This is a genomic window from Aminobacter ciceronei, from assembly GCF_014138625.1.
Lineage (GTDB): Bacteria > Pseudomonadota > Alphaproteobacteria > Rhizobiales > Rhizobiaceae > Aminobacter > Aminobacter ciceronei.
The window spans coordinates 82,658-105,336 of the sequence record NZ_JACJHY010000027.1; the positions used below are offsets into that span (position 1 = coordinate 82,658).

General features: G+C 60.9%; 23 protein-coding genes and 1 pseudogene. 9 read left to right on the top strand and 15 right to left on the bottom strand.

Features of this window, described 5'->3' with window-relative positions; translation table 11 throughout:
* Positions 1 to 77 precede the first annotated feature (77 nt).
* The 5 genes from HNQ95_RS24310 to HNQ95_RS24330 all read right to left on the bottom strand — a co-directional run bounded on the left by HNQ95_RS24310 (position 78) and on the right by HNQ95_RS24330 (position 6,330).
* Positions 78 to 1,199, bottom strand: a complete 1,122-nt coding sequence (locus tag HNQ95_RS24310) for a CobW family GTP-binding protein (RefSeq protein WP_182575470.1) — start codon at positions 1,197 to 1,199, stop codon at positions 78 to 80.
* Positions 1,196 to 3,502 (bottom strand): xanthine dehydrogenase family protein molybdopterin-binding subunit, encoded by a 2,307-nt coding sequence (locus tag HNQ95_RS24315; RefSeq protein WP_182575471.1) that lies wholly within the window; start codon positions 3,500 to 3,502, stop codon positions 1,196 to 1,198. The genes HNQ95_RS24310 and HNQ95_RS24315 overlap by 4 nt, the downstream gene beginning before the upstream one ends.
* The gene (locus tag HNQ95_RS24320) at positions 3,499 to 3,981 is read right to left on the bottom strand and encodes a (2Fe-2S)-binding protein (protein ID WP_182575472.1); all 483 of its coding nucleotides are present in this window, start codon (positions 3,979 to 3,981) and stop codon (positions 3,499 to 3,501) included. Before HNQ95_RS24320 ends, HNQ95_RS24315 begins: the two co-directional genes overlap by 4 nt.
* Positions 3,978 to 4,841: an FAD binding domain-containing protein gene (locus tag HNQ95_RS24325; protein WP_182575473.1), complete on the bottom strand. Its 864-nt coding sequence runs from the start codon at positions 4,839 to 4,841 to the stop codon at positions 3,978 to 3,980. Before HNQ95_RS24325 ends, HNQ95_RS24320 begins: the two co-directional genes overlap by 4 nt.
* A gap of 94 nt (positions 4,842 to 4,935) precedes the next feature.
* On the bottom strand, positions 4,936 to 6,330 hold the full coding sequence (locus HNQ95_RS24330) for a nucleobase:cation symporter-2 family protein (RefSeq protein WP_182575474.1): 1,395 nt from the start codon (positions 6,328 to 6,330) through the stop codon (positions 4,936 to 4,938).
* A 162-nt stretch (positions 6,331 to 6,492) separates the two neighbouring features.
* On the opposite strand from HNQ95_RS24330, the gene HNQ95_RS24335 reads away from it, so the two are divergent.
* A complete protein-coding gene (locus tag HNQ95_RS24335; protein WP_067964818.1) occupies positions 6,493 to 7,389 on the top strand; it encodes a LysR family transcriptional regulator in 897 nt (298 codons plus the stop codon).
* A 386-nt stretch (positions 7,390 to 7,775) separates the two neighbouring features.
* Here HNQ95_RS24335 and HNQ95_RS24340 read toward each other — a convergent pair whose 3' ends face one another.
* A complete protein-coding gene (locus HNQ95_RS24340; protein ID WP_083948663.1) occupies positions 7,776 to 8,606 on the bottom strand; it encodes a LuxR C-terminal-related transcriptional regulator in 831 nt (276 codons plus the stop codon).
* 133 nt (positions 8,607 to 8,739) lie between these two features.
* Positions 8,740 to 9,963 carry an acyl-CoA dehydrogenase family protein gene (locus tag HNQ95_RS24345; RefSeq protein WP_210283847.1) on the bottom strand — a complete coding sequence of 408 codons (1,224 nt, stop codon included), beginning with the start codon at positions 9,961 to 9,963 and terminating at the stop codon, positions 8,740 to 8,742.
* Positions 9,964 to 10,073: 110 nt separating this feature from the next.
* On the opposite strand from HNQ95_RS24345, the gene msuE reads away from it, so the two are divergent.
* The 5 genes from msuE (at position 10,074) to HNQ95_RS24370 (ending at position 14,391) form a co-directional block, all read left to right on the top strand.
* Positions 10,074 to 10,730, top strand: a complete 657-nt coding sequence (msuE, locus tag HNQ95_RS24350) for an FMN reductase (protein ID WP_371746519.1) — start codon at positions 10,074 to 10,076, stop codon at positions 10,728 to 10,730.
* A gap of 18 nt (positions 10,731 to 10,748) precedes the next feature.
* Entirely contained in the window at positions 10,749 to 11,549 is an 801-nt protein-coding gene (locus HNQ95_RS24355; protein WP_182575476.1) for an alpha/beta fold hydrolase, read from the top strand.
* A gap of 45 nt (positions 11,550 to 11,594) precedes the next feature.
* Positions 11,595 to 12,038: a cupin domain-containing protein gene (locus HNQ95_RS24360; RefSeq protein ID WP_067964827.1), complete on the top strand. Its 444-nt coding sequence runs from the start codon at positions 11,595 to 11,597 to the stop codon at positions 12,036 to 12,038.
* Positions 11,965 to 13,449, top strand: coding sequence for an MFS transporter (locus tag HNQ95_RS24365; protein WP_246340954.1), 1,485 nt, complete (start codon positions 11,965 to 11,967; stop codon positions 13,447 to 13,449). The genes HNQ95_RS24360 and HNQ95_RS24365 overlap by 74 nt, the downstream gene beginning before the upstream one ends.
* Positions 13,450 to 14,046: 597 nt before the next feature.
* Positions 14,047 to 14,391, top strand: coding sequence for a tyrosine-type recombinase/integrase (locus HNQ95_RS24370; RefSeq protein WP_281381297.1), 345 nt, complete (start codon positions 14,047 to 14,049; stop codon positions 14,389 to 14,391).
* Here the strand turns inward: HNQ95_RS24370 and HNQ95_RS24375 are convergent.
* Both HNQ95_RS24375 and HNQ95_RS24380 read right to left on the bottom strand, forming a co-directional pair.
* A pseudogene (locus HNQ95_RS24375) lies at positions 14,391 to 14,658 on the bottom strand (tyrosine-type recombinase/integrase); the annotation flags it as partial. The gene HNQ95_RS24370 and the pseudogene HNQ95_RS24375 overlap by 1 nt on opposite strands.
* Positions 14,659 to 14,832: 174 nt before the next feature.
* The gene (locus tag HNQ95_RS24380) at positions 14,833 to 15,036 is read right to left on the bottom strand and encodes a hypothetical protein (protein ID WP_182575477.1); all 204 of its coding nucleotides are present in this window, start codon (positions 15,034 to 15,036) and stop codon (positions 14,833 to 14,835) included.
* A gap of 371 nt (positions 15,037 to 15,407) precedes the next feature.
* Here HNQ95_RS24380 and HNQ95_RS24385 point away from each other — a divergent pair, with 371 nt between their 5' ends.
* The 3 genes from HNQ95_RS24385 to HNQ95_RS24395 all read left to right on the top strand — a co-directional run bounded on the left by HNQ95_RS24385 (position 15,408) and on the right by HNQ95_RS24395 (position 17,904).
* Positions 15,408 to 16,094, top strand: a complete 687-nt coding sequence (locus HNQ95_RS24385) for a hypothetical protein (RefSeq protein WP_246340955.1) — start codon at positions 15,408 to 15,410, stop codon at positions 16,092 to 16,094.
* 155 nt (positions 16,095 to 16,249) lie between these two features.
* Positions 16,250 to 17,635, top strand: a complete 1,386-nt coding sequence (locus tag HNQ95_RS24390; RefSeq protein ID WP_182575478.1) for a multicopper oxidase family protein — start codon at positions 16,250 to 16,252, stop codon at positions 17,633 to 17,635.
* Positions 17,636 to 17,670: 35 nt separating this feature from the next.
* Positions 17,671 to 17,904, top strand: a complete 234-nt coding sequence (locus HNQ95_RS24395; protein ID WP_182575479.1) for a DUF982 domain-containing protein — start codon at positions 17,671 to 17,673, stop codon at positions 17,902 to 17,904.
* Between the two features lie 27 nt (positions 17,905 to 17,931).
* Here HNQ95_RS24395 and HNQ95_RS24400 read toward each other — a convergent pair whose 3' ends face one another.
* The 6 genes from HNQ95_RS24400 to HNQ95_RS24425 all read right to left on the bottom strand — a co-directional run.
* Positions 17,932 to 18,546, bottom strand: coding sequence for a helix-turn-helix domain-containing protein (locus HNQ95_RS24400; RefSeq protein WP_182575480.1), 615 nt, complete (start codon positions 18,544 to 18,546; stop codon positions 17,932 to 17,934).
* Positions 18,547 to 18,639: 93 nt separating this feature from the next.
* Complete coding sequence (locus HNQ95_RS24405; RefSeq protein WP_182575481.1) at positions 18,640 to 19,929, bottom strand: glycerate kinase type-2 family protein; 1,290 nt, start codon at positions 19,927 to 19,929, stop codon at positions 18,640 to 18,642.
* An 89-nt stretch (positions 19,930 to 20,018) separates the two neighbouring features.
* Positions 20,019 to 20,621 (bottom strand): HupE/UreJ family protein, encoded by a 603-nt coding sequence (locus tag HNQ95_RS24410; protein WP_182575482.1) that lies wholly within the window; start codon positions 20,619 to 20,621, stop codon positions 20,019 to 20,021.
* Positions 20,622 to 20,666: 45 nt separating this feature from the next.
* Positions 20,667 to 21,539: an urease accessory protein UreD gene (locus tag HNQ95_RS24415; protein ID WP_182575483.1), complete on the bottom strand. Its 873-nt coding sequence runs from the start codon at positions 21,537 to 21,539 to the stop codon at positions 20,667 to 20,669.
* Positions 21,536 to 22,183: an urease accessory protein UreG gene (gene ureG / locus HNQ95_RS24420; RefSeq protein ID WP_182575484.1), complete on the bottom strand. Its 648-nt coding sequence runs from the start codon at positions 22,181 to 22,183 to the stop codon at positions 21,536 to 21,538. Before ureG ends, HNQ95_RS24415 begins: the two co-directional genes overlap by 4 nt.
* 4 nt (positions 22,184 to 22,187) lie before the next feature.
* On the bottom strand, positions 22,188 to 22,679 hold a 492-nt coding region (locus tag HNQ95_RS24425; protein ID WP_182575485.1), incomplete at its 5' end, for an amidohydrolase family protein.

A 22,679-nucleotide genomic window follows, 5' to 3' on the forward strand; every position in this document is an offset into this window, starting at 1 on the left:
GACCGCCCGCGCGGGAAATTGCGCGGGCGTCTTGGACACAGGAATTGAGCAGGCGTATTAGGACGGGAGAAGCGCCGCTAGGCCGCCAGGCATGCACGCAGGTTCCTGTCGATGCCGTCACGGTCGAGATTGCGGCCAATAAAGACGAACTTCGACTTCCTGACATCCTCGCCCCAGCTGTGATCCGGACGGAAATCGACCAGCTTGTGCACCGCCTGGAGCACGAAGAAGCGCTCGTCATTGGCCACCGAAACAATGCCCTTGGTACGGAAGATGTCGTCGCCGCGCTCGCCGAGATAATCCTTCAGGAAGGTGGCGAGCTTCTCGCCGTCGAAGGAGTTGGGATAAACGAAAGAGTGGGATTTCACCGTCGCATCGTGGCTGTGCGGGCGCAGGACCGATGCTCGGCCGTGGCCGTGGTCATGATGGTGCCCATGGTCATGGTCCGGATGGTCGCAGGCCGTATCGTGGCATTCGTGATGGCCATGCGCATCGTGGTCGTCGTCCATGTCGATGTCGAGGATTTCCGCCCGCTCGCGCACATAGGACGGGCGAAAGCCGTTGACACCGAGAATATCGGTCAGGTCCACCTTGCCATAGGTCGAACGCAGGATCGGCGCCGTCTGGTTGAGCTTGCGCAGCGACGCCTCGAGCGAACCGAGGGCGTCCTCTGAGGCAAGATCAACCTTGTTGATGAGGATGCGGTCGGCCGCGACGACCTGGTTGACCGCCTGGTTGTCGCTGCCGTCAAGAACCGGATCATAGAGATGCTGGTCGATATGCATTGCATCCACCAGCGTGACGACGGCATCCAGCTCGACCTCTTCAGCAACGCTGCGATCGACGAAGAAGGCCGTGGCGACAGGCGTCGGATCGGCAAGACCAGAAGTCTCGACGATGATGTGGTCGAACTTGTCCTTGTGGCTCAACAGCTTCTTCATCACGTCGATGAGGTCGTTGCGCACATCGACGAAGCAGCAGATGCAGCCGTTCTGCATCTGAAAGATCTCTTCGTCAGAGGCCAGCACCAGGTCGCTGTCGACGTCGACTTCGCCGAACTCGTTTTCGATCACCGCGATCCGGTGGCCATGGCGTTCGGTGAGGATGTAGTTGAGCAACGTCGTCTTTCCCGATCCAAGGAACCCGGTGAGGATCGTTATCGGGAGCTTCCGGCTCTCAGGTTCGATGTGCATGTTCATGCGGCCTTCTCCCTCAAGGCTTTCAGTACGTCTTCCGGAGTGATCGGATAGTGGCGGAAGCGAACGCCGATGGCGTCGTGGATGGCGTTGGCAATGGCTGGGCCGATGGCAATGATCGGGTCCTCGCCGACGCCCTTGGCGCCCCAGGGGCCACCTGGATCGGGTGCCGCTTCGAGGATGATCGTCTCGATGTCAGGCATGTCCATCGAGAGCGGCATCTTGTAGTCGACGAGGCCGGCGTTGAGCGACCGGCCGGTCTTCTTGTCGATGACGTAGTCCTCGGTCAGCGTGTGACCGATGCCCTGCTGGATGCCGCCCTCGATCTGCCCCTGCGCGGCAATCGGATGGATGACCCGGCCGACGTCGTGCACAGGTATGACGCGCTTGACCTCCACGATGCCGGTTTCCGTATCGACATGCACCTCAGCGAAATGTGCGGCGAAGGAATAGGATTTCGTCGGCTCGTAGGTGCCGTTCGCAACGATGTTGGCGGCGGGAATGCCACGGGAAGGACCCATCGCCTGAGCGACCGTCATGCAGCGTCCTGGATCGGTGATGACGAAGACCTTGCCTTCGGAAAGATCGATCTCGGCCGGCGAGACCTGCAGCTTCATCGCTGCCCGTTCGAGAACCGCAGTGCGGACCTTACCGGCTGCCATCTTGGCAGCCGTGCCGACGAGATAAGTCGTGTGGCTGGCAAACGCGCCGATGTCCCAAGGTACCACGTCCGTATCGCCATGGATCGTGCCAACATCCTCGAAGCGCACTCCGAGTTCTTCCGCAACGATCTGTGCAAGTGCTGTGTGCGCGCCGGTGCCCAGGCCGGCGGCACCCGTGAGCAATGTCACCGTACCGTCCTCGTTGACCTTCACCGTGGCGTTGCCCTGTTCCTTGATGCCGGGATAGGCGGAAGAACCGTGCATTTCGCAGCCGATGCCCCAGCCAGTGCGAATGTGGGGTCGCTTGGGATCCGGCGTGCGGTCGCGGTTGCGCAGCTTCTTCCAATCCAGCACGTCGATGCCGTGCTGGAGGCAGATTTCGAGGCCATGACCAAGGATCGGGTGGCCCGACGGTGCGATGTCGCCGGCGCGAACGACGTTCTTCAGCTTCAGCTCCGCCGGATCCATGCCTAGCCGTTCGGCCGCCTCGTCCATCTGGATATCGAGCGCATAATAGCTTTGCACCACGCCATAGCCGCGGAAGGCACCGTTGATCGGCGTATTGGTGTAGACGCAGCGTCCTTCCAGCCGCACGTTCTCGCAGCGATAAAGCGAGGTGGCAGCCGTCGTGCCGACAATGGTGACACCTGGGCCGTGCGAACCGTAGGCGCCGGAATCGTAGGCCAGCTTCATGTCGCGCGCGACGAGCGTGCCGTCGTTCTTGAAACCCTGTTTCAGCCAGATCTTGCAGGGGTGGCGCGAGCGGCCGGCGACGAAAGTCTCGTGGCGGCTGAATTCCATCTTCACTGGCCGGCGCGTCTGTTTGGCAAGAAGCGCGCACAGGAATTCGTGCTGGAACAGGTCCTGCTTAGCTCCAAAACCGCCACCCATGTGGTCGACGAGCACGCGGACCTTGGTAAGCGGCAGACCGAGCACTTCGGCAAGGATGCCGCGCACCATGAAAGAAGTCTGGGTGGAGGTCCAGAAGGTAAGCTTGTTGGAACCGTCCCAGTCGGCGATGCAGACATTCGGCTCCATGTAAGCCGGATGCGGCCGCCCACCGGAAAAAACACCTTCGAGCACGAAATCCGCCTGGGCGAAGCCGGCGTCCACATCGCCGCGATTGATGCGCACCGGATCGAGCACGAGGTTGCCGCCAGGGCCGACATCGTGAATGAGCGGCGCACCCGGCTGGGCCGCATCCTCCGGTTCGAAGACGGCCGGCAAGGGCTCGTACTCGACCTCGATCAGGTCGAGAGCCTCGTCGGCAATCTCCTCGCTGATGGCCGCGACGGCGGCAACGCCCTCGCCCCAGAACCGTACCTTGTCATCGAGTATATACTGGTCCTTGGTGCAGGAAGCCGAGCGCGGGTGCGGTGAGCCGTAATGCAGCACGCGTGGCACGTTCTCATGCGTCAGCACCGCCTTGACGCCCGGATAGGCGAGCGCCTTGCTGACATCGATGCTCTTGATGCGGGCATGCGCGATGGCCGCGCGCTTGATCTTGCCGTGCAGCATGCCCGACAGTTTGACGTCGCCGGTATACTCGGCCTCGCCCGTCACCTTTTCGAGCACGTCGTCGCGGCGAACACTCTTGCCGACGATCTTGAAATCGCGCTGTTCGATAGGGGTCGTCATGTTCATGATCTTGCAGCCTCCATCTCGATCGCGGCTGCTTTGATCGCGTCGAAAATCTTGGTGTAGCCGGTGCAGCGGCAGATATTGCCGCTGAGGCCGAAGCGGATGTCCTCGTCCGTCGGGCGCGGATTGTCGTCGAGCAGCTTCTTGGCCATCATCAGGATACCCGGGGTGCAGAAGCCGCATTGCGAAGCGCCGTAGCGCATGAAGGCATCCTGCAGCGGATGCAGCACATCGACGCCTGGCTGAAGTCCCTCGATCGTCTCGACCGAGCGGCCTTCGGCTTCCACTGCAAGCATCAGACAGGCATTGACCGGCTCGCCATCAACGATGACGGTGCAGGCGCCGCAATCGCCGACGTCGCAGCCCTTCTTGGTGCCGGTGAGGCCGAGATCGTCGCGCAGCGCATCGAGCAGCGAGCGGCAGCTATCCACCACCATGTCGCGCGGCTCGCCATTGATGGTGAGTTCAACGATCCGTTTCATGCGAAAGCCTCCAATGCCTGTTTGATGGCGCGGCCGGTCAGCACACCCACCATATCGCGGCGGTAATCGGCGCTGGCGCGCACGTTGCTGATCGGCGTGCACTCTTCCATCGCCTTGTTGGCGGCGTTTTTGACGGTTGCCGCGTCGAGCGACGTGCCGCGCAGCATGGCCTCGGCTTGGGGTGCGCGCAGCACGGTTGCTCCGACCGCGCCGAGCGTGATGCGGATGTCATCGCAGAGACCACCTTCCATGGTGAGGCTGACGGCGACGCCGACGGTGGAGAGTTCCATTGCCTTACGGCGGCCATGCTTGAGATAGGCCTTGCCGGAGTTGTCGCCGGCTGGCGGCACGGTGATACCGGTAACAATCTCGCCCTTGGCAAGCACAGTCTTGCCGGGGCCGGTGAAGAATTCGGCAAGTGGCACGACGCGCCTGTTGGTGCGGCTGTAGATGTGGATGAACGCGCCATCGGCAATCAGCGGTGGGATCGTATCGGCTGACGGCGAGGCACGACAGACATTGCCTGCCACCGTCGCACGATTGCGCACCTGGATGGAGCCTAGCGAGGCGAAGGCCGCATACAGGTTCGGGTAACGCTGGCGCACCAATGCCAGGCGCTCCAGGCGGCCCACGGTCACCAGCGCGCCGAAAGTCAGGCCGCGCGTTTCGTCATAGATGATGTCGGACAATCCGGGGATCTGCTTGATGTCGACGACGTTGCGAACCCGGCGCAGCCTTTCACGGATTTCAACGAGAAGGTCCGTACCACCGTTGAACACGAAGGTGTCTTCGCCGAGGTCGGTGAGAAGGCGGGAGGCCTGTTCCAGCGTGTCCGCCCGGTGGTATTCAAAGCGCCTCATGGCATTCCTCTTGGATCTGGCCACTTGGCCTCTTGGGCTACGCGGCTCGGGCACCGGCGGCGCGAAGGCCGCCGGACTAAATGGTTGTTGCTGTTCAGGCGAGGTCGGCCGCCGGCGTACGGTTCTGCAGTTCGCTGTCCTCAGGCTCTTTCGCGGGCACGCCGTTGAAGAGGATGTTGAGCAGAGCTGCCGCGAAGGTGCCGACGAGCACGCCGCTGTGCAGGAATTTTTCGACTGCTGACGGCAGTTGGGCGAAGATGTTGTCGGCCACGACCGGCACCATGGCGAGGCCGACGCTGACTGCGACGATGTAGAGGTTGCGGCGGTTGGCGACGAAATCCACTCTCGACAGGATCTTCACACCCGTCGCCGAGACCATGCCGAACATGACGATGGCGGCACCGCCGACGACGTAGCTCGGGATCGAGGCGCTGATAAAGGCTACCTTCGGCAGCGAACCGAGCAGGACCAGGATGACGCCGCCCGTCGCGACCACAAAGCGGCTCAGGACGCCGGTGATCTGGAGCAGACCGACATTCTGCGCATAGGTCGTGTAGGTGAAAGTGTTGAGCAGGCCACCGATGATGTTGCCGACGCCGTCGGTTCTGAGGCCGCGGGTAAGCTCAGCCTGGGTGATCTTGCGCCCGGCCATGTCGCCGACCGCCAGGAATTGCCCGGTCGATTCGATCATCATGACCGTCATGACCGCGCAGAGAGAAAGGATCGACCAGAACTCAAAAACGGGCCAACCGAAGGCGAGCGGGTGGATGATGCGCACCCAGCCGGCGTCGGCGACGCCATGGAAATCAACCTTGCCGGATGCGATCGCGATGGCAAAGCCGATGCCGATGCCCATCAGCACCGCAAGGTTGGAAAGAAAGCCTTTGAGAACCCGTGTGAGCAGCAGGATCGACAGCAGCACGATGGCTGCGACGGCGAGCGCGAAGGGTGCGCCATAGGCGGGGTTCGGGATCATGCCTTCCGGTCCCCGGATCATCGGCTGGCCGCCAGCGGCCCAGTTCACGCCGACGCGCATCAACGAAAGGCCGATGACCAGCATGACAGTGCCGGTGACGACCGGCGGGAAAAACCGCACCCACCGTCCGAAGAAAGGCGCGGCGATGACGGTGAAGACACCGGAGGCGATGACCGCCCCAATGACGCCGGGCATGCCGAGGTCCGGATTGTTGCCCGTCGCGATGATCGAGGGAACGGCAGTAAACGAAATGCCCATCATGATCGGCAGCCGGATGCCGACGTGGCGGCCGACACCAAGTGCCTGGATGAGGGTGACGATGCCGCAGCAAAACAGATCCGCGCTGACCAGCATGGCGATCTGGTCCTTGGGCAACTGCAGCGCGCTGCCGACGATGAGCGGGACGGCGACTGCGCCGGCATACATGACGAGAACGTGTTGCAGGCCGAGAGCGAAAAGGCTTGGAATCGGGTACTTCTTCTCGACGGGATCCGTCGTATCAAGTTTGGACATTCGCTATCCTCCCAGCGAATAGTGCTCCGGCGCGGTGGGGGGCATCTTGGCCTCATGTTTTTACACCGCACGCCGTACAAGGGGGATCATGCGGCTGGCCAAATCAGCAAACAATCGGCACAATCATATTTATTCATCTGGTAACTGAATGAATGGGTCGGCATGGACGTCACGCTGAAACAGCTCCGCGCCTTCGTCACCGTGGCCAACCTCGGACAGTTCACGCTGGCCGCCGACAAGCTCGGATCGTCACAATCGGCCGTCAGCACTCTGGTGCGGCAGCTGGAGCAAAATCTCAATCTTCGCCTCTTCGATCGGCACACCCGCCTGCTGCGCCTCACCCAGGCGGGCATCGACATCCTTCCGATCGCAACCCGTGCCGTTGCCGATATCGAGGGCATGGTGGAGAGCTCGCGGGAACTGAATGCGCTGCGTCGCGGCAAGGTCACGATGGCCGCCGGAACGGTTCAGGCCGCCCTGATGCTGCCGCAACTCGTCAACGCCTTCACCAAGCTCTACAACGAGATAACGGTCGAATTGCACGATGTCGCGGAGAAGACCGTCCTGGAGCAGGTCGCCAGTGGCTTGGTTGACCTTGGACTTGGCACGGTGCCGGAAGACGATCCGGAACTCGTCGGCACACGGCTCTCCACCGATGAGTTTTTGGTTGTGCTCCATGCCGAGGACCCGCTGGTGAAACGTCCCGAACTGCGCTGGACCGACCTTGCCGACTGCAAGCTGATCGGCCCGCAGCGCGGCAACCCGATCCGTGACCGGCTCGAAAACGAACTGGCGCGCAACGGCATCGTTCTGCCACTCGACAAGTCGATGCAAGAGGTGGCGTTGCCGCTGACGATCATCGGCATGGTTGAAGGCGGCTTAGGCGTCGCGATTATGACCTCGGCGGTCACGCGCCTTGCGACCTCCATGGGCCTCGTCGTTCGCACACCGACCGAGCCGCACATCAAGCGCGAGGTCAGCCTGATTCAGAAGCGGACGCGTTCTCTTTCGCCTGCGGCGCGGTGCTTCCGCGATTTTCTGCTGAAGTCAGTTCATTGATCGCGCGACCAGCTGGCATCCGCTTGGATACGCAGGCGAGTGGCCAACGTTGTTCGCAGGTTCCGGCTAAGCTGCGGTGGAACCGGTTGCTGGACCTGGCCGGGCGCTAGCGCCTTACCACTCAGCCATGACCAGTGAGCTGTTGAAGCTCACGCAAAAGGGTTTGCGCCGGTCTGCGGGACATTCCAGGTCGCAAGCTCTTCGTAAATGTGGGCGATGATTTCTGAGCGCTGCTGGCGGTGTCGCCCGCATGTCTGAACACCTCCCACGGAGGCCAGCATCATCTGCATCGGCTACCGGTGCCGACCCCACTTGCGGACACCGCATCCTCAAATAGGTGGCCGACGCTTGCGGTGTTATTGCTGCTTAGCGTCTGGATGGTGGGTTTAGTGCGTCGTCAGCAGTCGCTGGACCAATTCAGTTCTGTTGTGGGCGTGAAGTCGCTGGCAAAGTTTGCCGACATGATCCTTGACCGTATATGCGGAAATCCCCAGCGCCCGCGCGATCTGTTTGTTGGACTGGCCGCGGCAGAGCAAAAGCGCCACTTCGCGCGATCGCGCCGGCAACTGGTTCAAGGCATATGCCCCGCCGATCGTCCGCTCATGGCGTGACGCAACGCTGGACTGCGCTATCCAGCCGATCGGCGCACCGCCGAGCCGGCCAGTCTCCACCATGGTGGCGAGTGCGAGTGAACCGGCCCGGCAAAGAATATCCATGCTGTCGACTGCCTCAGCGCGATAGGGTCCCCTCTCACCGCCATTGGCGGTGTAGACGACGCCAACCACGCGACCCTCTACCAGAAGCGGCCCGGCCATGCAGTGCTTGAAGCCCCAGCGCCTCAACAACTGGAAATTGTTGCAGTGCTGCCAGCCAGACGTACCGACCACCGTCGACCCGTCGACAGGCCGGCCTTTCTCGAAAATATAGGCGAGCAGCGGATCGTATTTGTCGAATTCATCGCTGTACTCCCGGATGAAGCCCTCAGGCGCCTGCTTGCTGTAGACAAGGCTCGGCTTGTGATCATCCAACAGGTAAAGCCCGACCGTGGGCGATCCCATCAGCTTGCCCATTTCGCGGTGGCATGACTCGCCAAGAGCTTCGAGAGAGCGGCTTTCAGCAACGGCCAGCGCGGCATGGCCGACCTCTCCCGTCGAATAGTTCGATCGTCCAGCCGATGTCCCCGACATCATTTTTCCCTCCTCAGCCCTGCTGCTCATTGTTCGAGCTTGTCAGGAACATGTGGCAAAGGCTCGCCAGTGCGTGAGCGCTTCTGCCGAGGCGGGATTTTCAAGCAACCTCGGCAAAAATCAAGCTGACTGCGGCGGCGAAGACAGCCGTTTGCGCGACTATCTAGCCATCCACACCAAAGACTCCCCATTTTGCGTCGGCTTTGACCGCGCCGAGATAGACGCGGCCGCATTCCTGTACGATTTCGTCAGCCATCAGGATGTGCTGGGTACCCGAATGGATATCGCGATAGAAACGCTGCATGGTTCCGTTGTGAAGTGACGCGCCGCGCGCCGCGCGGTGGGCGAAGGTGCCGACATCGGAGATGACGTCATGGACATGACGCATCGCAAGCTTCACATCGGCGACCTGTTCGACAGAAGCGTTGCGGCCGGCATCGAAGGTTTCGGCCATGCTCGCCCAGGCCTGATAGGCAAAGGCACGTGCCGAACGGAAGCGCGCCTCAGCCCGGGCGAACTCATATTTGAAGGTCGCGCTCTCATTCATCTTGCCAAACGCGTCGACGCGAACCTTAGCCAGTTTGGCAAGTTCGTCGAGCATGCGCCGCCCGACGCCAAGCGCCCATGTCGTGTGACCCCAGGCCGTGTAGCCCACCAGCCCGAGACTACCCTGCGGGCCGCCACGCTTGGCATCACCGTCGTTGAAGCCATAACACAGATGCTTGGGCACAAAGAGCTCGTCGGCATCCTTGAGCGTGTAGTCAAAACTGCCTGTGGCGCGCAGACCGAGCACATCCCAATTGCCTTTCAACTCTATGGTCTCGCGCGGGTGATGGGTGATGACGATCTCCGGCTGACCATTGGCTTGCTTGACCATGGTCTTGCCGTCCGCCTCGGTAACGAAACAGCCGGAATGGATCCAGGCGGCGTGATGAATGCCGCTGCCATAGGCCCAGTTGCCGCGGATCATGTAGCCGCCGTCGACCGGCCGCGCATAGCCTCGCGGCACACCGTTTCCGGCAACCATGACATCGGGACCCTCGGCGAAAATATCGGCGGCGCCCTTCTCCGAGACAAACAGCGACATCACACCGCCGACAGCGTTGTTCACGATCACGCACCAGCCGGCAGAACCATGCGCCCATGCCACGCGTTCGCCGAGCCGCATCGCGTCGACGTGAGAAAGTTCAGCTCCGCCAACCTCCTTCGGCATCATCATGCTGAAGAGACCGGCATCACGCAAAAGCATGTATGTCGCATCGGACAGCCTGTTCAGCTGTTCGCTCTCTTCCGCAGCCGACTCGATCGCCGGCAGGATGTTTTCGACATGGGCGGCCATCTCGGCCAGCGACGGATTTCCGGTTTTCTTGAACTCGACGACTGACATGTTCACAGGCTCCACCCTTGTTGGTCTGCGCCTTGCCGATCGTGCCAGGCGCTTTCTCCCGGCACTGTTCCAACCGGGCGTTGCGACAGCAACCCCCTCAACTGGGGGGCTTGCCCAAGCAGCTTACCGTTCTGAAACTGAGCGCTTATGGGAGTTGGCGAACCGCCGAACAGGTCGATGAATACCTGGTGGTTCCATACGGGAGTGAGATCTGGATGACCGGTGTCAAAGTCATCGGCTTCTGCGGCAACGCGCAGAGGCCGTCGAAAACACGTGCGCTTGTCGAAGCCGTTTCCGAAAAGATCCGCCAGCGCCATGGCTTTTCCGTCGAGATATTCGACTTGGTGGACGCCGGAGAAGGGTTGGCCGCCTGTTCACCGGCCGGATTGAACGATCAGGCCCGATCGATTGTGGAAGCGATCGAAAACGCCGACGCGCTGATCGTCGGCAGCCCGGTCTACAAGGGTTCTTATGCCGGGATGTTCAAGCACGTGTTTGACCTTGTCCACCCGTCAGCGCTGATCAACCGACCTGTGCTTCTGACTGCGACGGGCGGCGGCATGCGCCACTCCCTCGTCGTTGAACATCAGCTTCGACCGCTTTTCGGGTTTTTTGAAGCCTGCACCATCCCAACTGCGATCTATGCCAGCGAAACCGACTTCACCGATGGCGTTCCAAGCAATCCCATGGTGCTCAAGCGCATTATCGACGCGGTCGACCAGTTTGCCGGCCTCGCCGGGCGGCCGTGCTGTGTCGCCGCCGAATAAACAGGGAGTTTTCAGATCATGACACTGCAACCCGGACCCTTTCCGGCCTTGGAAGGTTTTGAGCGCGCCGAGTACGAGATCCGCGGCATTCGCACAATCGTGCACAGTATCGGCGAGGGCTTTCCTCTGGTCTTCCTGCATGGCGCAGGAACGTTTACCGGCTTCGAATTCGCCCGCACGTTGGCTACGGGCGCGAAAGTCATTATTCCCTATCATCCAGGGTTCGGCGACTCGGCAGACGACGATCGCATCACCTCAATCGACGACTATGTGCTGCATTATGCCGATCTGTTTGACCGGTTCGGGCTTGAAGCGTTCGACCTTGCCGGCTTCTCGCTTGGAGGTTGGATCGCTGCCGAGTACGCGGCTCGGCAAAGCAGCCGTCTGCGTCGGCTGGCACTGATTTCACCGGCGGGTCTGGTCGTGCGCGAACACCCCGCGCCCGACCTGTCCACCGTCAGCCCGCCAGAACTTCCCGGCTATTTGACCCATGACCCGCGCGTCGCGCTGGGATATTTTCCAACGACCCAAGACCCTACATTCGGCGCGTCGCTTGGGCGCGAGATGGCGGCGCTCGGTCGCCTGCTTGCCATCGAACCGCAAGGCAATCCGAAACTGGGCGCCTGGCTTCATCGCATTGCTGCTCCCACCTTGCTGCTTTGGGGCAGCGAGGACCGAATGCGGCCGGCTGCGCAGGCACACGCCTGGCTGAAGTGCATCCCCGTTTCTCGCCTCGAGCTGGTCCCAGGCGCCGGGCATCTCCTGTTCGAGGAAGCGCCCCAGGCGACCACCCTGCTCCGCGATTTTCTCGCCGCCTGACGGCACCCTCAACGACGAACACCAACTCACAAGGACAACCACATCATGATTGTAATGCAGGCCGGCGTGACAAAAAGCGACGAAGCCTATGACGGAACCGTCTGGAGTATTCTTGGCCAGACATACACGCTGAAGCAACAATCGGATGCCTCCATGGCGTGGCACGCGATCTTGCCCCCCGGCACCTTCGTTCCGCCTCACACGCACCCGACCCAGGACGAGTTTGTCTCGGTCTTCGAGGGCCGCCTCGACCTCTGGCTCGACGGCAAGGAAGTGAATGCAACCGCAGGCGACCTGATCCGCATGCCGATGGGAGAGCCGCACGGCATCTTCAACAAGTCTTCCGGCACTGTGCGCTGCCTGTTCTGGGTCTCACCGACGCGGGTCCTGCGCGGACTGTTCGACCGCATCCACAATGTCGGCGATCCGGCTGAAGTCGTGCGTATCGCAGCCGAACACGAGGTCAATTTCCTGCCGCCGCAGAGCTGACGGCGACACATCCTTCCGCCTGTGTCAGTCGCCGCAGGCGGAATACCCGCGGAAAGTGGGCCGCAGCTCAAACGAAGTTGCAAAAATAGGCGACCACACTCACGCAAAAACCAGGTTTTCCAACGGGGGACGGACGATGAACTGGGACACAATTACCGAAAACGACCGGTCGCGCATCCGGCGATGGCAAATCGGCATGCTTGCACTCGCCTTGGTGTGCGAGGTCTTTCTTGCGGCGGACTGGTATGCCTTTGCAGCAGTCATTCCATTCATCTCCGAAACCCTGCAACTCGACCCGGCTCAGGCCGGCTTCGCGCAGGGTATCTTCGCGCTGACCTACGGCATCGGCATGGTCGTGTGGTCGCATTTCAGCCGGCACATGACGGCGCGCATGATGCTTTTGATCGGACTTGCAGGCACCGGCCTGGGTATGGTCCTGCAGATCTATGTGCAGAGTTATGGTCAGCTGGTCGCGTTGCGTCTCTTGATTGGTTTCTTCGACGCGGCGATCTTTCTCGGCAACATGAAGCTGGTCATCGGCTGGTTTCCGCAGTCTCGACGCGGCAGCATCATCGGCCTCATCCTGGCGGCATACAGCCTGGCGATCACGCTTGATTTCGCGCTTGGAATTCCGCTGACCATGGCCTTTGGCTGGCGTACATTCTTCGCTGTTCTGGCCGGCGGGACGTTGATCGTCGCTCTCATCAACTGCCTCTTCGCCCGCAATGGGCCGGCCGAGATAGGTATCAACGGCTTTGCCTGGGAGCCGCCGCTGCCGCGTGGTGCATCGATCCCGATCAGCGTCATCTTCCGCTCGAAGTGGATCATCGTTGGGGGTCTGGGCATCGCGGCCTGCACTTTCGCCATTGCCGGAACGGCGACCTGGGTCGTACCGGCCTTCATCGCAGTGCAGAACATGCCGGTCGAAAGCGCGGCTGTTGTCGGCACGCTGATGGGTCTGTCGCAGGTGTTGTTCCTGGTCGTCGGCGGCTACGCGGCCGACCGCGTAGGCAAGGCCTTCATGATCAAGTTAGGCACTGCAATGGCGCTGATGATCGCCTTCGCCTTCACCGCTGCGGCAATCTATCCGATGCCGTTTGGCTGGCTGCTGGTCCTTGCTGGCCTGAGCGGCATCGCGGTACTTGGTGGCGGCGCCATCTTCGCCCTGCTCACCGAGAAATACGCCGACGAACTGGCGACCGTCGCAGTTGGCTATGCGGAAGTCCTCGGCGTGGCGGCGAGTTTCGTTTCTCCGTGGATGATGGGCCTGGTAATCAGGGCTTCGGGCGGCTCATTTTCTGAAGCCTTCATGGCCTTCGCTGTGGTCGAAGCGGTCTTCCTAGTGATCCTGCTTGTCTTGGCTCGGGAGAATGTTGCTCGCCCAGGCGTGATGGCAGTCACGATCAACTAGCAGGATCGGGAGGTTCGCTATCCTGCCGGACCTCCCCCGGCGCACAGCACCGCATCATCTTGCAAAACTGCTGTCCCTCTGTGTTCAGGCCGCCGAACCCTCGGTCATCCTTGCCAGAGTTTTGTTCCTATGGCGCTGATGCGTTCCAGCTGAGCTTTCGTCTGTTCCACGGGTCCTGCTAAGATGACCCGCCGTGCGAGCCCCACGAGATCTATCTCAGCGCGTTCCGCGTATGGCATCAACTATTCAGGGCTGCTGACCTCGACATGGTGGTACGCTGTCATCCTGCGGAATTTGAAACGGCCGACAAAGTTTTAGCAGACCGGCTCGACCGAAATCGCGTATCCGTCCGAACAGCCGACTTCTCCGCGTTCAAACACAAAGGTGACCGCACCGGAATTGGGAGTTCAGTTGACGACCGGCCCAAGGTTTACGGGGTTTGCAGGCGCTTCACAGCGCCTATCTGCGACCTGCCTGCGTCGCGCTGAAGCATCATCTGCGCAACTCAGACCGCGGGACGTTCTTCAGCGGATGCTCTGACGGGGCATATCAACACGCTTGGTCGCCCGCTTCACGGAAACGGTCGCGGCACTTCAGCTGTCCGGCAGGGCTGCTCAACGCCACCGCGATGGCTGGCTGTTCCCAGGCCAACACGCAATGAAGCCGATCAGCACGCGGCAGCTCTACCGCATCGTCGTCGAGGCGGCGCAGGCCGCCGACATTACCAAGCGGGTCGGGCCTCACACGCTGCGTCACAGCTTCGCCATTCACCTGCTGGAAGACGGCGTCGACATCCGGATCATCCAGGTCCTGCTCGGGCATGCCAAGCTGAACAGCACCGCCCTCTACACCAAGGTCGCGACCCGGACGGTGCGCACGGTCACGAGCCCGCTCGACAAGCTCGGCCTGTTCAGGCCAGCAGAGATCTCGCCCGACGGCTGACCTCGTGACGAACGACCGTCCTCATGCGCGAGGCATTTTTCGATCCAGTCGCTGTTGAAACCCAGTTCATTGAGCAGCGTCGAACCAGTCCGCCTCAGATCGTGCACGGTGAAAGGCTCAAGGGGCAGACCGTCCTTCTTCGCCTGCTCGACGACCAGGTACGTAACCCGATTAAAGGTGGCCCGGGACATGGGTGCGTCAGCATCGTAGCGTGACGGCAGCACATAACGGGAGTTGCCGGCGCAGTGTCTTCAGCGCGATGAAGAGGGAAGGTCCGTCAGAACGCACGACAAGTCGGTCTGCTGCCTGCCGATTGTTCTCGGCAGGCAGCAACAGAAAGTATTTTTATTTCAATTGGTTAGATCGTAGAATGGCGTTTTTTCGGATACGTCAGGATGGGCCTGAAATCATTCCCACTCAATTATTCAAAACCCAGCTAGGTCATTGATCTAGCTGGGTTTTTTCTTGCCCACAGACCGATATGCCGACCCATAAGCCGTCAAAATCATACGGTGTTGATTTTAAACGGGAATTTCCGCGAAAAATTTTTTGCGCGCTGTCGGAATCTATCGAGATCAATCGCCCTTCAGAGCCGCATTTTTCGGTCAGCATCAACCTAGCCGCCAACCCGAAAAGTACCGTCATCAACTACTTTAGCAAATTGGAAGCGAGGAATCGAGGCCACCGTAGCGAGCCCCGACGCCATGAGGAGTGACGACCGCGAAGCCCAGAGCAAGTAGGCCCCGCTGTAAGCGATCGCCAGTTGCTCATGCGCCTCTATCAGCTGCTCGGTGCGCTCACGTTTCGCCAGTGTCAGCCAACACAACAGCGCCACATGCCCCGGGAAATTTGCAGAAATGCTAAAATAGCGACCCCTCATACTTGACTATGAAAATCAGCTTAAATAGGACGAACCCGTCCAGTTTGCCCCGGCTCGGTGGGGCGCACTCGGTCAACTCGAACTTTCCCTTCAGGCTCGATACGCAGCGGGCACGCCTTCCCATCGGGAGGGGGTGATGGGCCGTTGCGTCCTCCATCCGGTGACACAATTGAGCATTTTCGACCTCTCCCTCGCATCATCACCCGCGCTTTTGTCCTATGCCAGGACATCACTGAGGTTGATCCATTTCGGCGGCCTGATCCTGGGATTCGGCGGGGCGGCGTTTCTCGACCTGACATTGTCGCGTTATCGCTGGACAGCCGTGACAGCCGAGCTCGTCGACAATGTCGAATGGATCAGTCGCTTTGTTGCCCGCGGCCTGCTGATGCTCTGGCTGTCGGGCATCGGGTTTCTTCTGCTCTACCAGGCCGCCGAGCCGGAGAAAGTCCTGAACCCGAAGATCTGGGCCAAGGTGATCATCGTCGCCATACTGACGATCAACGGCATCGCCATTCATCGCCTGGTGCTGCCGTTCCTCAGGCAGCAGGTCGGAAAGCACCTCCTGGCTGACATCGAACCGCGCAAGCGCGCCGCACTCATCGGCTGCGGGGTCGTGTCGGTCGTTTCATGGGTAATGCCGGTGGTGCTCGGCGCGGCTCCCCAACTGAACTTTGTCGTCCCCTGCGCCGCCATCCTGGCCGCTTACGCTGTTGTTCTGGTGCAGGGTTTCCTGATCGCCGCCATTGTCGTCCGCAAGTGGCCTCGAAATTCCCGGACCGACATGGCCCGGAATGAGCAGGCGACGTCCCGACAAGGCACATGAGCACAGTGTTCCGCGTCACGGCGCTCTCGTTTGCTGATGCAGGCGGATGGATGTATCGGTCTGGATCGTTTCGACCCGGATCGTTTTGGGATTGCCCCCGGCAAGCCGGAAATTCGAAGAACGGCGCCATCGAGGCCTGCGAAAGGTAAGTCCGTATGCCTGGAATATCGCGCCGCGAGGTCTTGCTCGGGGGTGCCGCAGCTCTTGCCGCGGCCGCCACCGGCGCTGTAGCGGCAAGTCGGGCCAACGCGGTCGATCTGACCCTGCGGGCGTCGATGCTGCGCCATTCGATCCTGCCCGGCACGACGACCGAAGGCATGATGAGCTTTCACGCCGACGGACCGCCTCCGGTGCTGCGGCTGCCGCAGGGCAAACCATTCTCGATCGATGTGGTGAACGAGCTGGAGGAAGCGACGATCGTGCACTGGCACGGTTTGCGCATCGCCAATGCGATGGACGGCGTTCCCTATCTGACACAAGCGCCGATCGCGCCCGGCAACAGCTTCCGATACACTCTGGCAGCGCCGGATGCCGGCACCTATTGGTATCATCCGCATTGCAACACGCTGGAGCAGATGGCCAGGGGGCTGACCGGCGTCCTGGTGGTCGAAGACGAGGAAGACCCGGGGTTCGACCGCGACCTGCCGCTCAACATCAGGGACTTCCGCCTCGGCAGCGATGGTCAGTTCATCGAGTTGTTCAAGCCACGCAATGCGGCCCGTGGCGGCACTCTGGGCACGGTCGGCACAGTGAACTGGGAGGTCGCTCCGACATATGATCTCGCCGCCGGCAGCCTCGTGCGGCTGCGTCTGGCGGTGACCGACGTCACCCGCGTCGGCACATATGATCTCGAGGGCGGAACCGCCCTGGTGATCGCACTGGATGCAAATCCCCTGGCGCAGCCCATTGCGCCCAAGGGTATCGTCATGGCGCCGGGGCAGCGCGCCGACATCGCCTTGCGTGTACCTGACAGTGCGGGCGACATTGTGAGCCTGAGCCTGAGAACGCCGCAAGGGCCGCGGCTTCTCGCGCGGTTTCGGCCCCTGGGTGCCAGTATCAGGCGCAGGCTGGACGAGCTCAAGCCATTGCGGCCCAATCCGATACCACAGGCTGATCTCGCCAATGCTGAAACGATAGACTTCATCTTTGGCTGGTCGCCCGGCGGCGACGCCCCTGCGCCGAGCATTTGCGGCACCCTCGGCTACACATTCTGGTCGATCAACCGGGTTGCCGGGCAATCCGACATACCGGGCCCCGGCGAGCCGCTCGCCGTGTTGAAACAGGGTCGGAGCTATGTCCTGCGCCTGCGCAACGAAACACCGAACGATCATCCCATCCACCTGCACGGCATGAGCTTCCGCCTGCTGCGCTCCGACAAGCGCAAGGTCGCCCCACTGGTGACAGACACCGCCCTGCTGCTGTCGAAGGAAACGATGGAGGTGGCACTGGTCGCCGACAACCCTGGCGACTGGGCGTTCCACTGCCATGTGATCGAGCATCAGAGAACCGGGCTGAGCGGTTATCTGCGTGTGGAGGCTTGAAGTGTCGACAAATACTGTAGTGAGACTCGCCGACGATGGACTTTGATATCATCTGGATCGCATTCGAAGGCCGCACCATCGCGATTTCCTCTATCGACGAGGCTCGGATCTTTTTGTCTGAATGGCCTGGCGGGCTCCGCACAGAAACGGCTCGCCTTGCTGTCATCGCCTTGACGCGGGCAGAGACCGCGGAAATTTCCACGACAGAAGTTCGTCAGGTATTTCTCGATTTTTGTATCGATGCCCAAATTCTTGCGAGCATCGACTAAATCAGAATTGCGCCAGTCGACACGCATTCAGTTATTTCGATCAACAGATAGTATTGATAAACACTTAACTATTGATGAATTTAACGTCTTAGGCCCGTGAGATATTATCGCATCAAATTGAAGACTGTCGCCCGTTGCCATATCGTATGTTTTATCGCCATGATTATATTCCATTTTTCCATCCAATATAAATATAAACTTTATCCCGGCCTCAGAACAAATTTCACTTGATTTATTTAAATTCTCAGACGTAAACGTTAATATCAATGGATGAACAGCAAACCCATCTACACTTGATATTGCTTCAATTATAATTGAGGATTTTTCGCCTGCGTTACTCGACACGCACTTTGTAAATACGGCAGTTCTCTCGGCCTGGGCACGTCGTAGAAGAGCCGAAATCGGAACGGCCAAAGCCTCCGAGAGTGAATGCAAGGTACCAAGCGACGGTGAAATTATCCCCTTTTCTATCTTAGATAGCATCCCAAGCGAAATTCCCGCCGCGTGAGCAAGTTCGGTGGCCGTAATTTCGTGCTTCCTGCGATACTTTCGCACTTCCCTTCCGATAAGTACCTGCAACTGCCTCGAATTGAGGCCTACATTATTTCGAGCATAGTTATCAACGCAGACGTCACTCTCCACGGAATTGACCTTTTGGCTCGGATCGACGTATGCTCTGACAAATCATCAGCACATCTGAACCCTTTCCTTGAGAAGCAGACCCAATCACCTCCCTCATTTTCCTGCAGGCCTATTCATCAGTAATATTTGCAGGTCAGTTGCAGCGGTGCGGGTGCTGACTGTTGCGAGCAAATCACCCGAATACTGAAGGGCTTGATGAAAGGCACCAGCCTCAAGCAAAGCTCCTGGATCGCAGCCAAGCTTCCGTACTCGCGAAATCGAGTTGGGGTCGACAATAGCTCCGGCTGTGTCACGTCCAGCGCAGCCGCTCAGAAATGCCCACGGATGCCCGATTGGTGCTTGCTCATCGAGGAACGCGAAACGAAGAGCGAGTTCTTGGTTTCGCTCCCGGACGCCGGCCTTCCTGTCGGCAGGGCTCCAACCCGCGACTATCGCCATTGGCCCGCTTTCTGCAGACTGCATTTTCGCTAGGTGGTGCAGCGTCGCAGCGACATCGGATGCGGTACCTTCAAGCTCGTCAACTTTGAGGATAGTTTTGTGACTGGCAGCTGCCCGTTCGATCACCTTGCACAAGCTAGCGTTGACAGAGCCAACCACCACGTTCTCGACATGCGAGAACCTCATTTCTTCGGTACGTTCGAGCAGATGATCGGCATATGAGCGTAGGGCGCCCGACACAACCCCGTTCAAGCGGTAGCGGATTAGTACAGCGAGTGCGTCTGCAGCAGTAGTTGCAGGCTGCGCTGTTGGCCCCGATGCAATTGTTCCGACTTCATCGCCTGCAACATCCGAAAGGATCAACGAGAGTATCTGCGCGCCGGTTGTGAGTTGCGCAAGGCGGCCGCCTTTCAGGCGCGAAAACTGCTGCCGGACAGCATTAATCTCGTAGATATCCGCGCCCGAGTGCAGCAGGGCTTCGCTGAGCGCTATTTTGTCGGCAAGCAACACACCTGGCGCTGGGGCACACACCAGCGCTGAACCACCGCTGCTTATGAGTACCAGCACCAAGTCGCCAGGTACGGCTGAACGCGCAGCGCGTTCAACTGCATAGGCTGCTGCGACACTGCGCTCGTCGGGAAGCGGATAACCGGCGACCGTGACGTGCATCCCTTCTACTGCCGATCGATTCTCGCAGTTTGTGACGATGCACGCACTGTGCAGCTTGTTGACCACAAAAGGCAGGGCGGCGCGGGCCATTGGACACGCTGCCATGCCGAAAGCAATAAGGATTACTCGCTTGGCAAGCTCAAGTTCGGTCTTGCGACTTTGCAGGGCCGAAGCAACAGCTCTTTCGGGGTCGGACGCCTCTATGCCTTCGTGGAACAAAGCGATGGCCTGTTCACGAAGCCTATTGCCCGTCAGTGTCGAAAGGTCTTGGATCATGATAGTTCGTCCTGACCGCTCAGTGTGTCTCTGTGTCTCGCCTCTACCTGCCGGAACACAAACACGGCCTCCCACGCGCTAATCCATTTTCAGACGAGGCCGGTCACTACGCCTATGCCGGCGAAAGCCGCGAGCGCGCCAAGCGAACGGACCACGACCGCTCCACGTACGCCGGCCTTGCCGTCGAGAGTCAGGCCGAAGCCAAGTCCGGCCGCGTGCAGCATCGCCGTCGCCAGGACAAAGCCTGCGCCATAAGCCAGACCGCTGACACTTTCGGGCATCTCGGCACCGTGGGCATAACCATGGAAGACCGCAAAGAAGCCGACCAGCGCCATCGCTGCCGCCACTCCGGCGCGCAGGTTGAAGGCGACGACACCACCGAGAACGACGATCGACAGGCCGATGCCGAGTTCGACGAACGGCACGGCAATGCCGGCAAGACCAAGTGCGCCGCCCAGGATCATCACCGACACGAAGCTTGCCGGGACGAGCCAGCGGGCCCGGCCGCCCAGTTGGGCGGCAAAGAGCCCAACCATCACCATGGCGAGCACATGGTCGAGCCCGCCAAGCGGGTGGACAAAGCCGTGGGCGAAACCTTCGACATGGCCGATGCCGGTGTGGGCACTGGCGAGACCGGGCGCCAGTGCGAAGGCGGCCAGTGCCGCTGTCCGAATGAGAGATTTGCTGTTCATCGTCCTGTTCCTTTCATCATTCACAGATCGGATGCGAATTGGTCGTCATTTGCGCCGCCGCGCGGGTTGCTGTCCGAAGGCTGCGGCAACGGCGAGCGCAAAGAGATCGTCGGCGATCCCGCGCGCCGCGATCGCGTCCGCCGCCAGGCAGCGCACGCCCCAGCCCGCGCCATTGGGCAGCGCGGTGATGCCGGCTATCTGGCGTTCCGCTCGACCGAGGCCGGCGAGCTCATCGACAGTTGGCAGCCGGTCAGGCGCGCCAACGAGCATGAAACTGGACACGACCTTCCATGCGCCGGCGGGCGAAGCCGGGCCGGCAAGGTCCGCTCCGGCGATGTCAAGATTGTCGCGCACGAGCAGCCGTCCGTCGGCGTCATGAATCTCGACCTTCGCCTCCAGCCGCTCGAACGGACGGTTGCGCGCCTGCGGGTCGTGCAGGGTAAAGGCGTCGGACAGCAACAGCACCGCACCGGGCGTGAGCCGGGCCTGGGTGATGTTCGAACACGCGGCACCGGGAAACAGCACCAGCGGATCGGGGGTCAGCGCCAGGAACGCCCCCTCCTGCAGGACGATCTCGGTCGTCTGGCGAGCTGGCTGGCCGTAGCAGTCGTGAACGACCGTAGCCGCCTGGGTGGTGACGTGGCCGGCGGCGCCCGCCCCAACATCGAAGCGGCTCGAGAGCCTGTCGTCCCGATAGAGCCCGCCCGAGGAAGACTGCTGATAGACGGTGAGCAGGGACGGGATGGCGGCATCAAGCGCAAACGGCCGCGTCATGTGGAACGGGTAGGAGACATACTGGCGGCCGATATGCGTGCGCGCGCCATGACGCGACAGCGCCAGCTCGAAGCGGCCGCTGCGTGCATGGCGCGGTTGCGGCGTGGCATATTCGGGGCGCAGTTGTGGCCAGTGGCTGGTCATCTGAACAACACATCCGAAAGGATGCGGTCGGCGATCGCGTCGACCCCTTCATTGCTGCGGCAGTTGGTGAGTGCCATCGGTCGGCCGGCGCGCGCGGCGGCGGCCTGTGCTGCCATCGCAGCGAGGTTGACGCCGACATAAGGCGCAAGGTCGGTCTTGTTGACGACCAGCAGATCGCATTTGAGCACGCCCGGACCATTTTTGCGCGGGATGTCGTCGCCGCCGGCGACATCGATGACGAACATCCACCAGTCGACGAGGTCGAGCGAGAAGGTCGAGGCGAGATTGTCGCCGCCGCTTTCGATAAGGATCAGCTCGACATCCGGGAACAAGGCTTCCAGATCATCGGCGGCGGCAATGTTGAGTGTGGGATCCTCGCGGATGACAGTGTGCGGGCAGGCGCCCGCCTCGACAGCCGCAACGCGTGCAGGGTCGATCAGGCCCGAGCGGCGGATGCGCTCGGCGTCCTCGGCGGTGACGAGGTCGTTGGTGACGATCGCCAGCGACACGCCGCGCGCCGCGAAAGCCGGAATCAGCCGTTCGATCAGCGCGGTCTTGCCCGAGCCGACGGGACCGCCAATGCCGATTCGGGCGGCGCCGACGCGTGAAGGGGACGGGTTCAATGAGGTCGTCCTGGTGTCCATGATGTCACCTCAGCATGTAGCGTTGGGTCAGCGGCAACTCGTAGGCCGGCTCGCATGTCGCCAGTTCGCCATCGACGAAGACGTCGAAGGTTTGCGGATCGACGCGGATGTTGGGACAGGCGTCGTTGTGCAGCATGTCCTTCTTCGACAGGCTGCGATTGCCGCGTGAGGGCAGCAATGCCTTCTTCAAATCGAGCGTCGCGGCCAGTCCGCGCTCAATGGCGAGCGGATTGACGAAGCATGCCGACAGCGCTTGCTTGGCGCGGCCGAAGGCACCCCATTGCGGACGCAGCAGCAGCGGCTCGCAGGTCATCAGCGAAGCAGCGCTGTCGCCCATTGCGCCCCAGGCGATGAAACCGCCCTTGATGACGAGCTCCGGCTTGATGCCGAAGAAGGCCGGACGCCAGATGACGATGTCGGCCATCTTGCCGTCTTCGAGCGAGCCGACATGCTCCGCGATGCCGAAGGTGCGCGCGGCATTGATGGTGTATTTGGC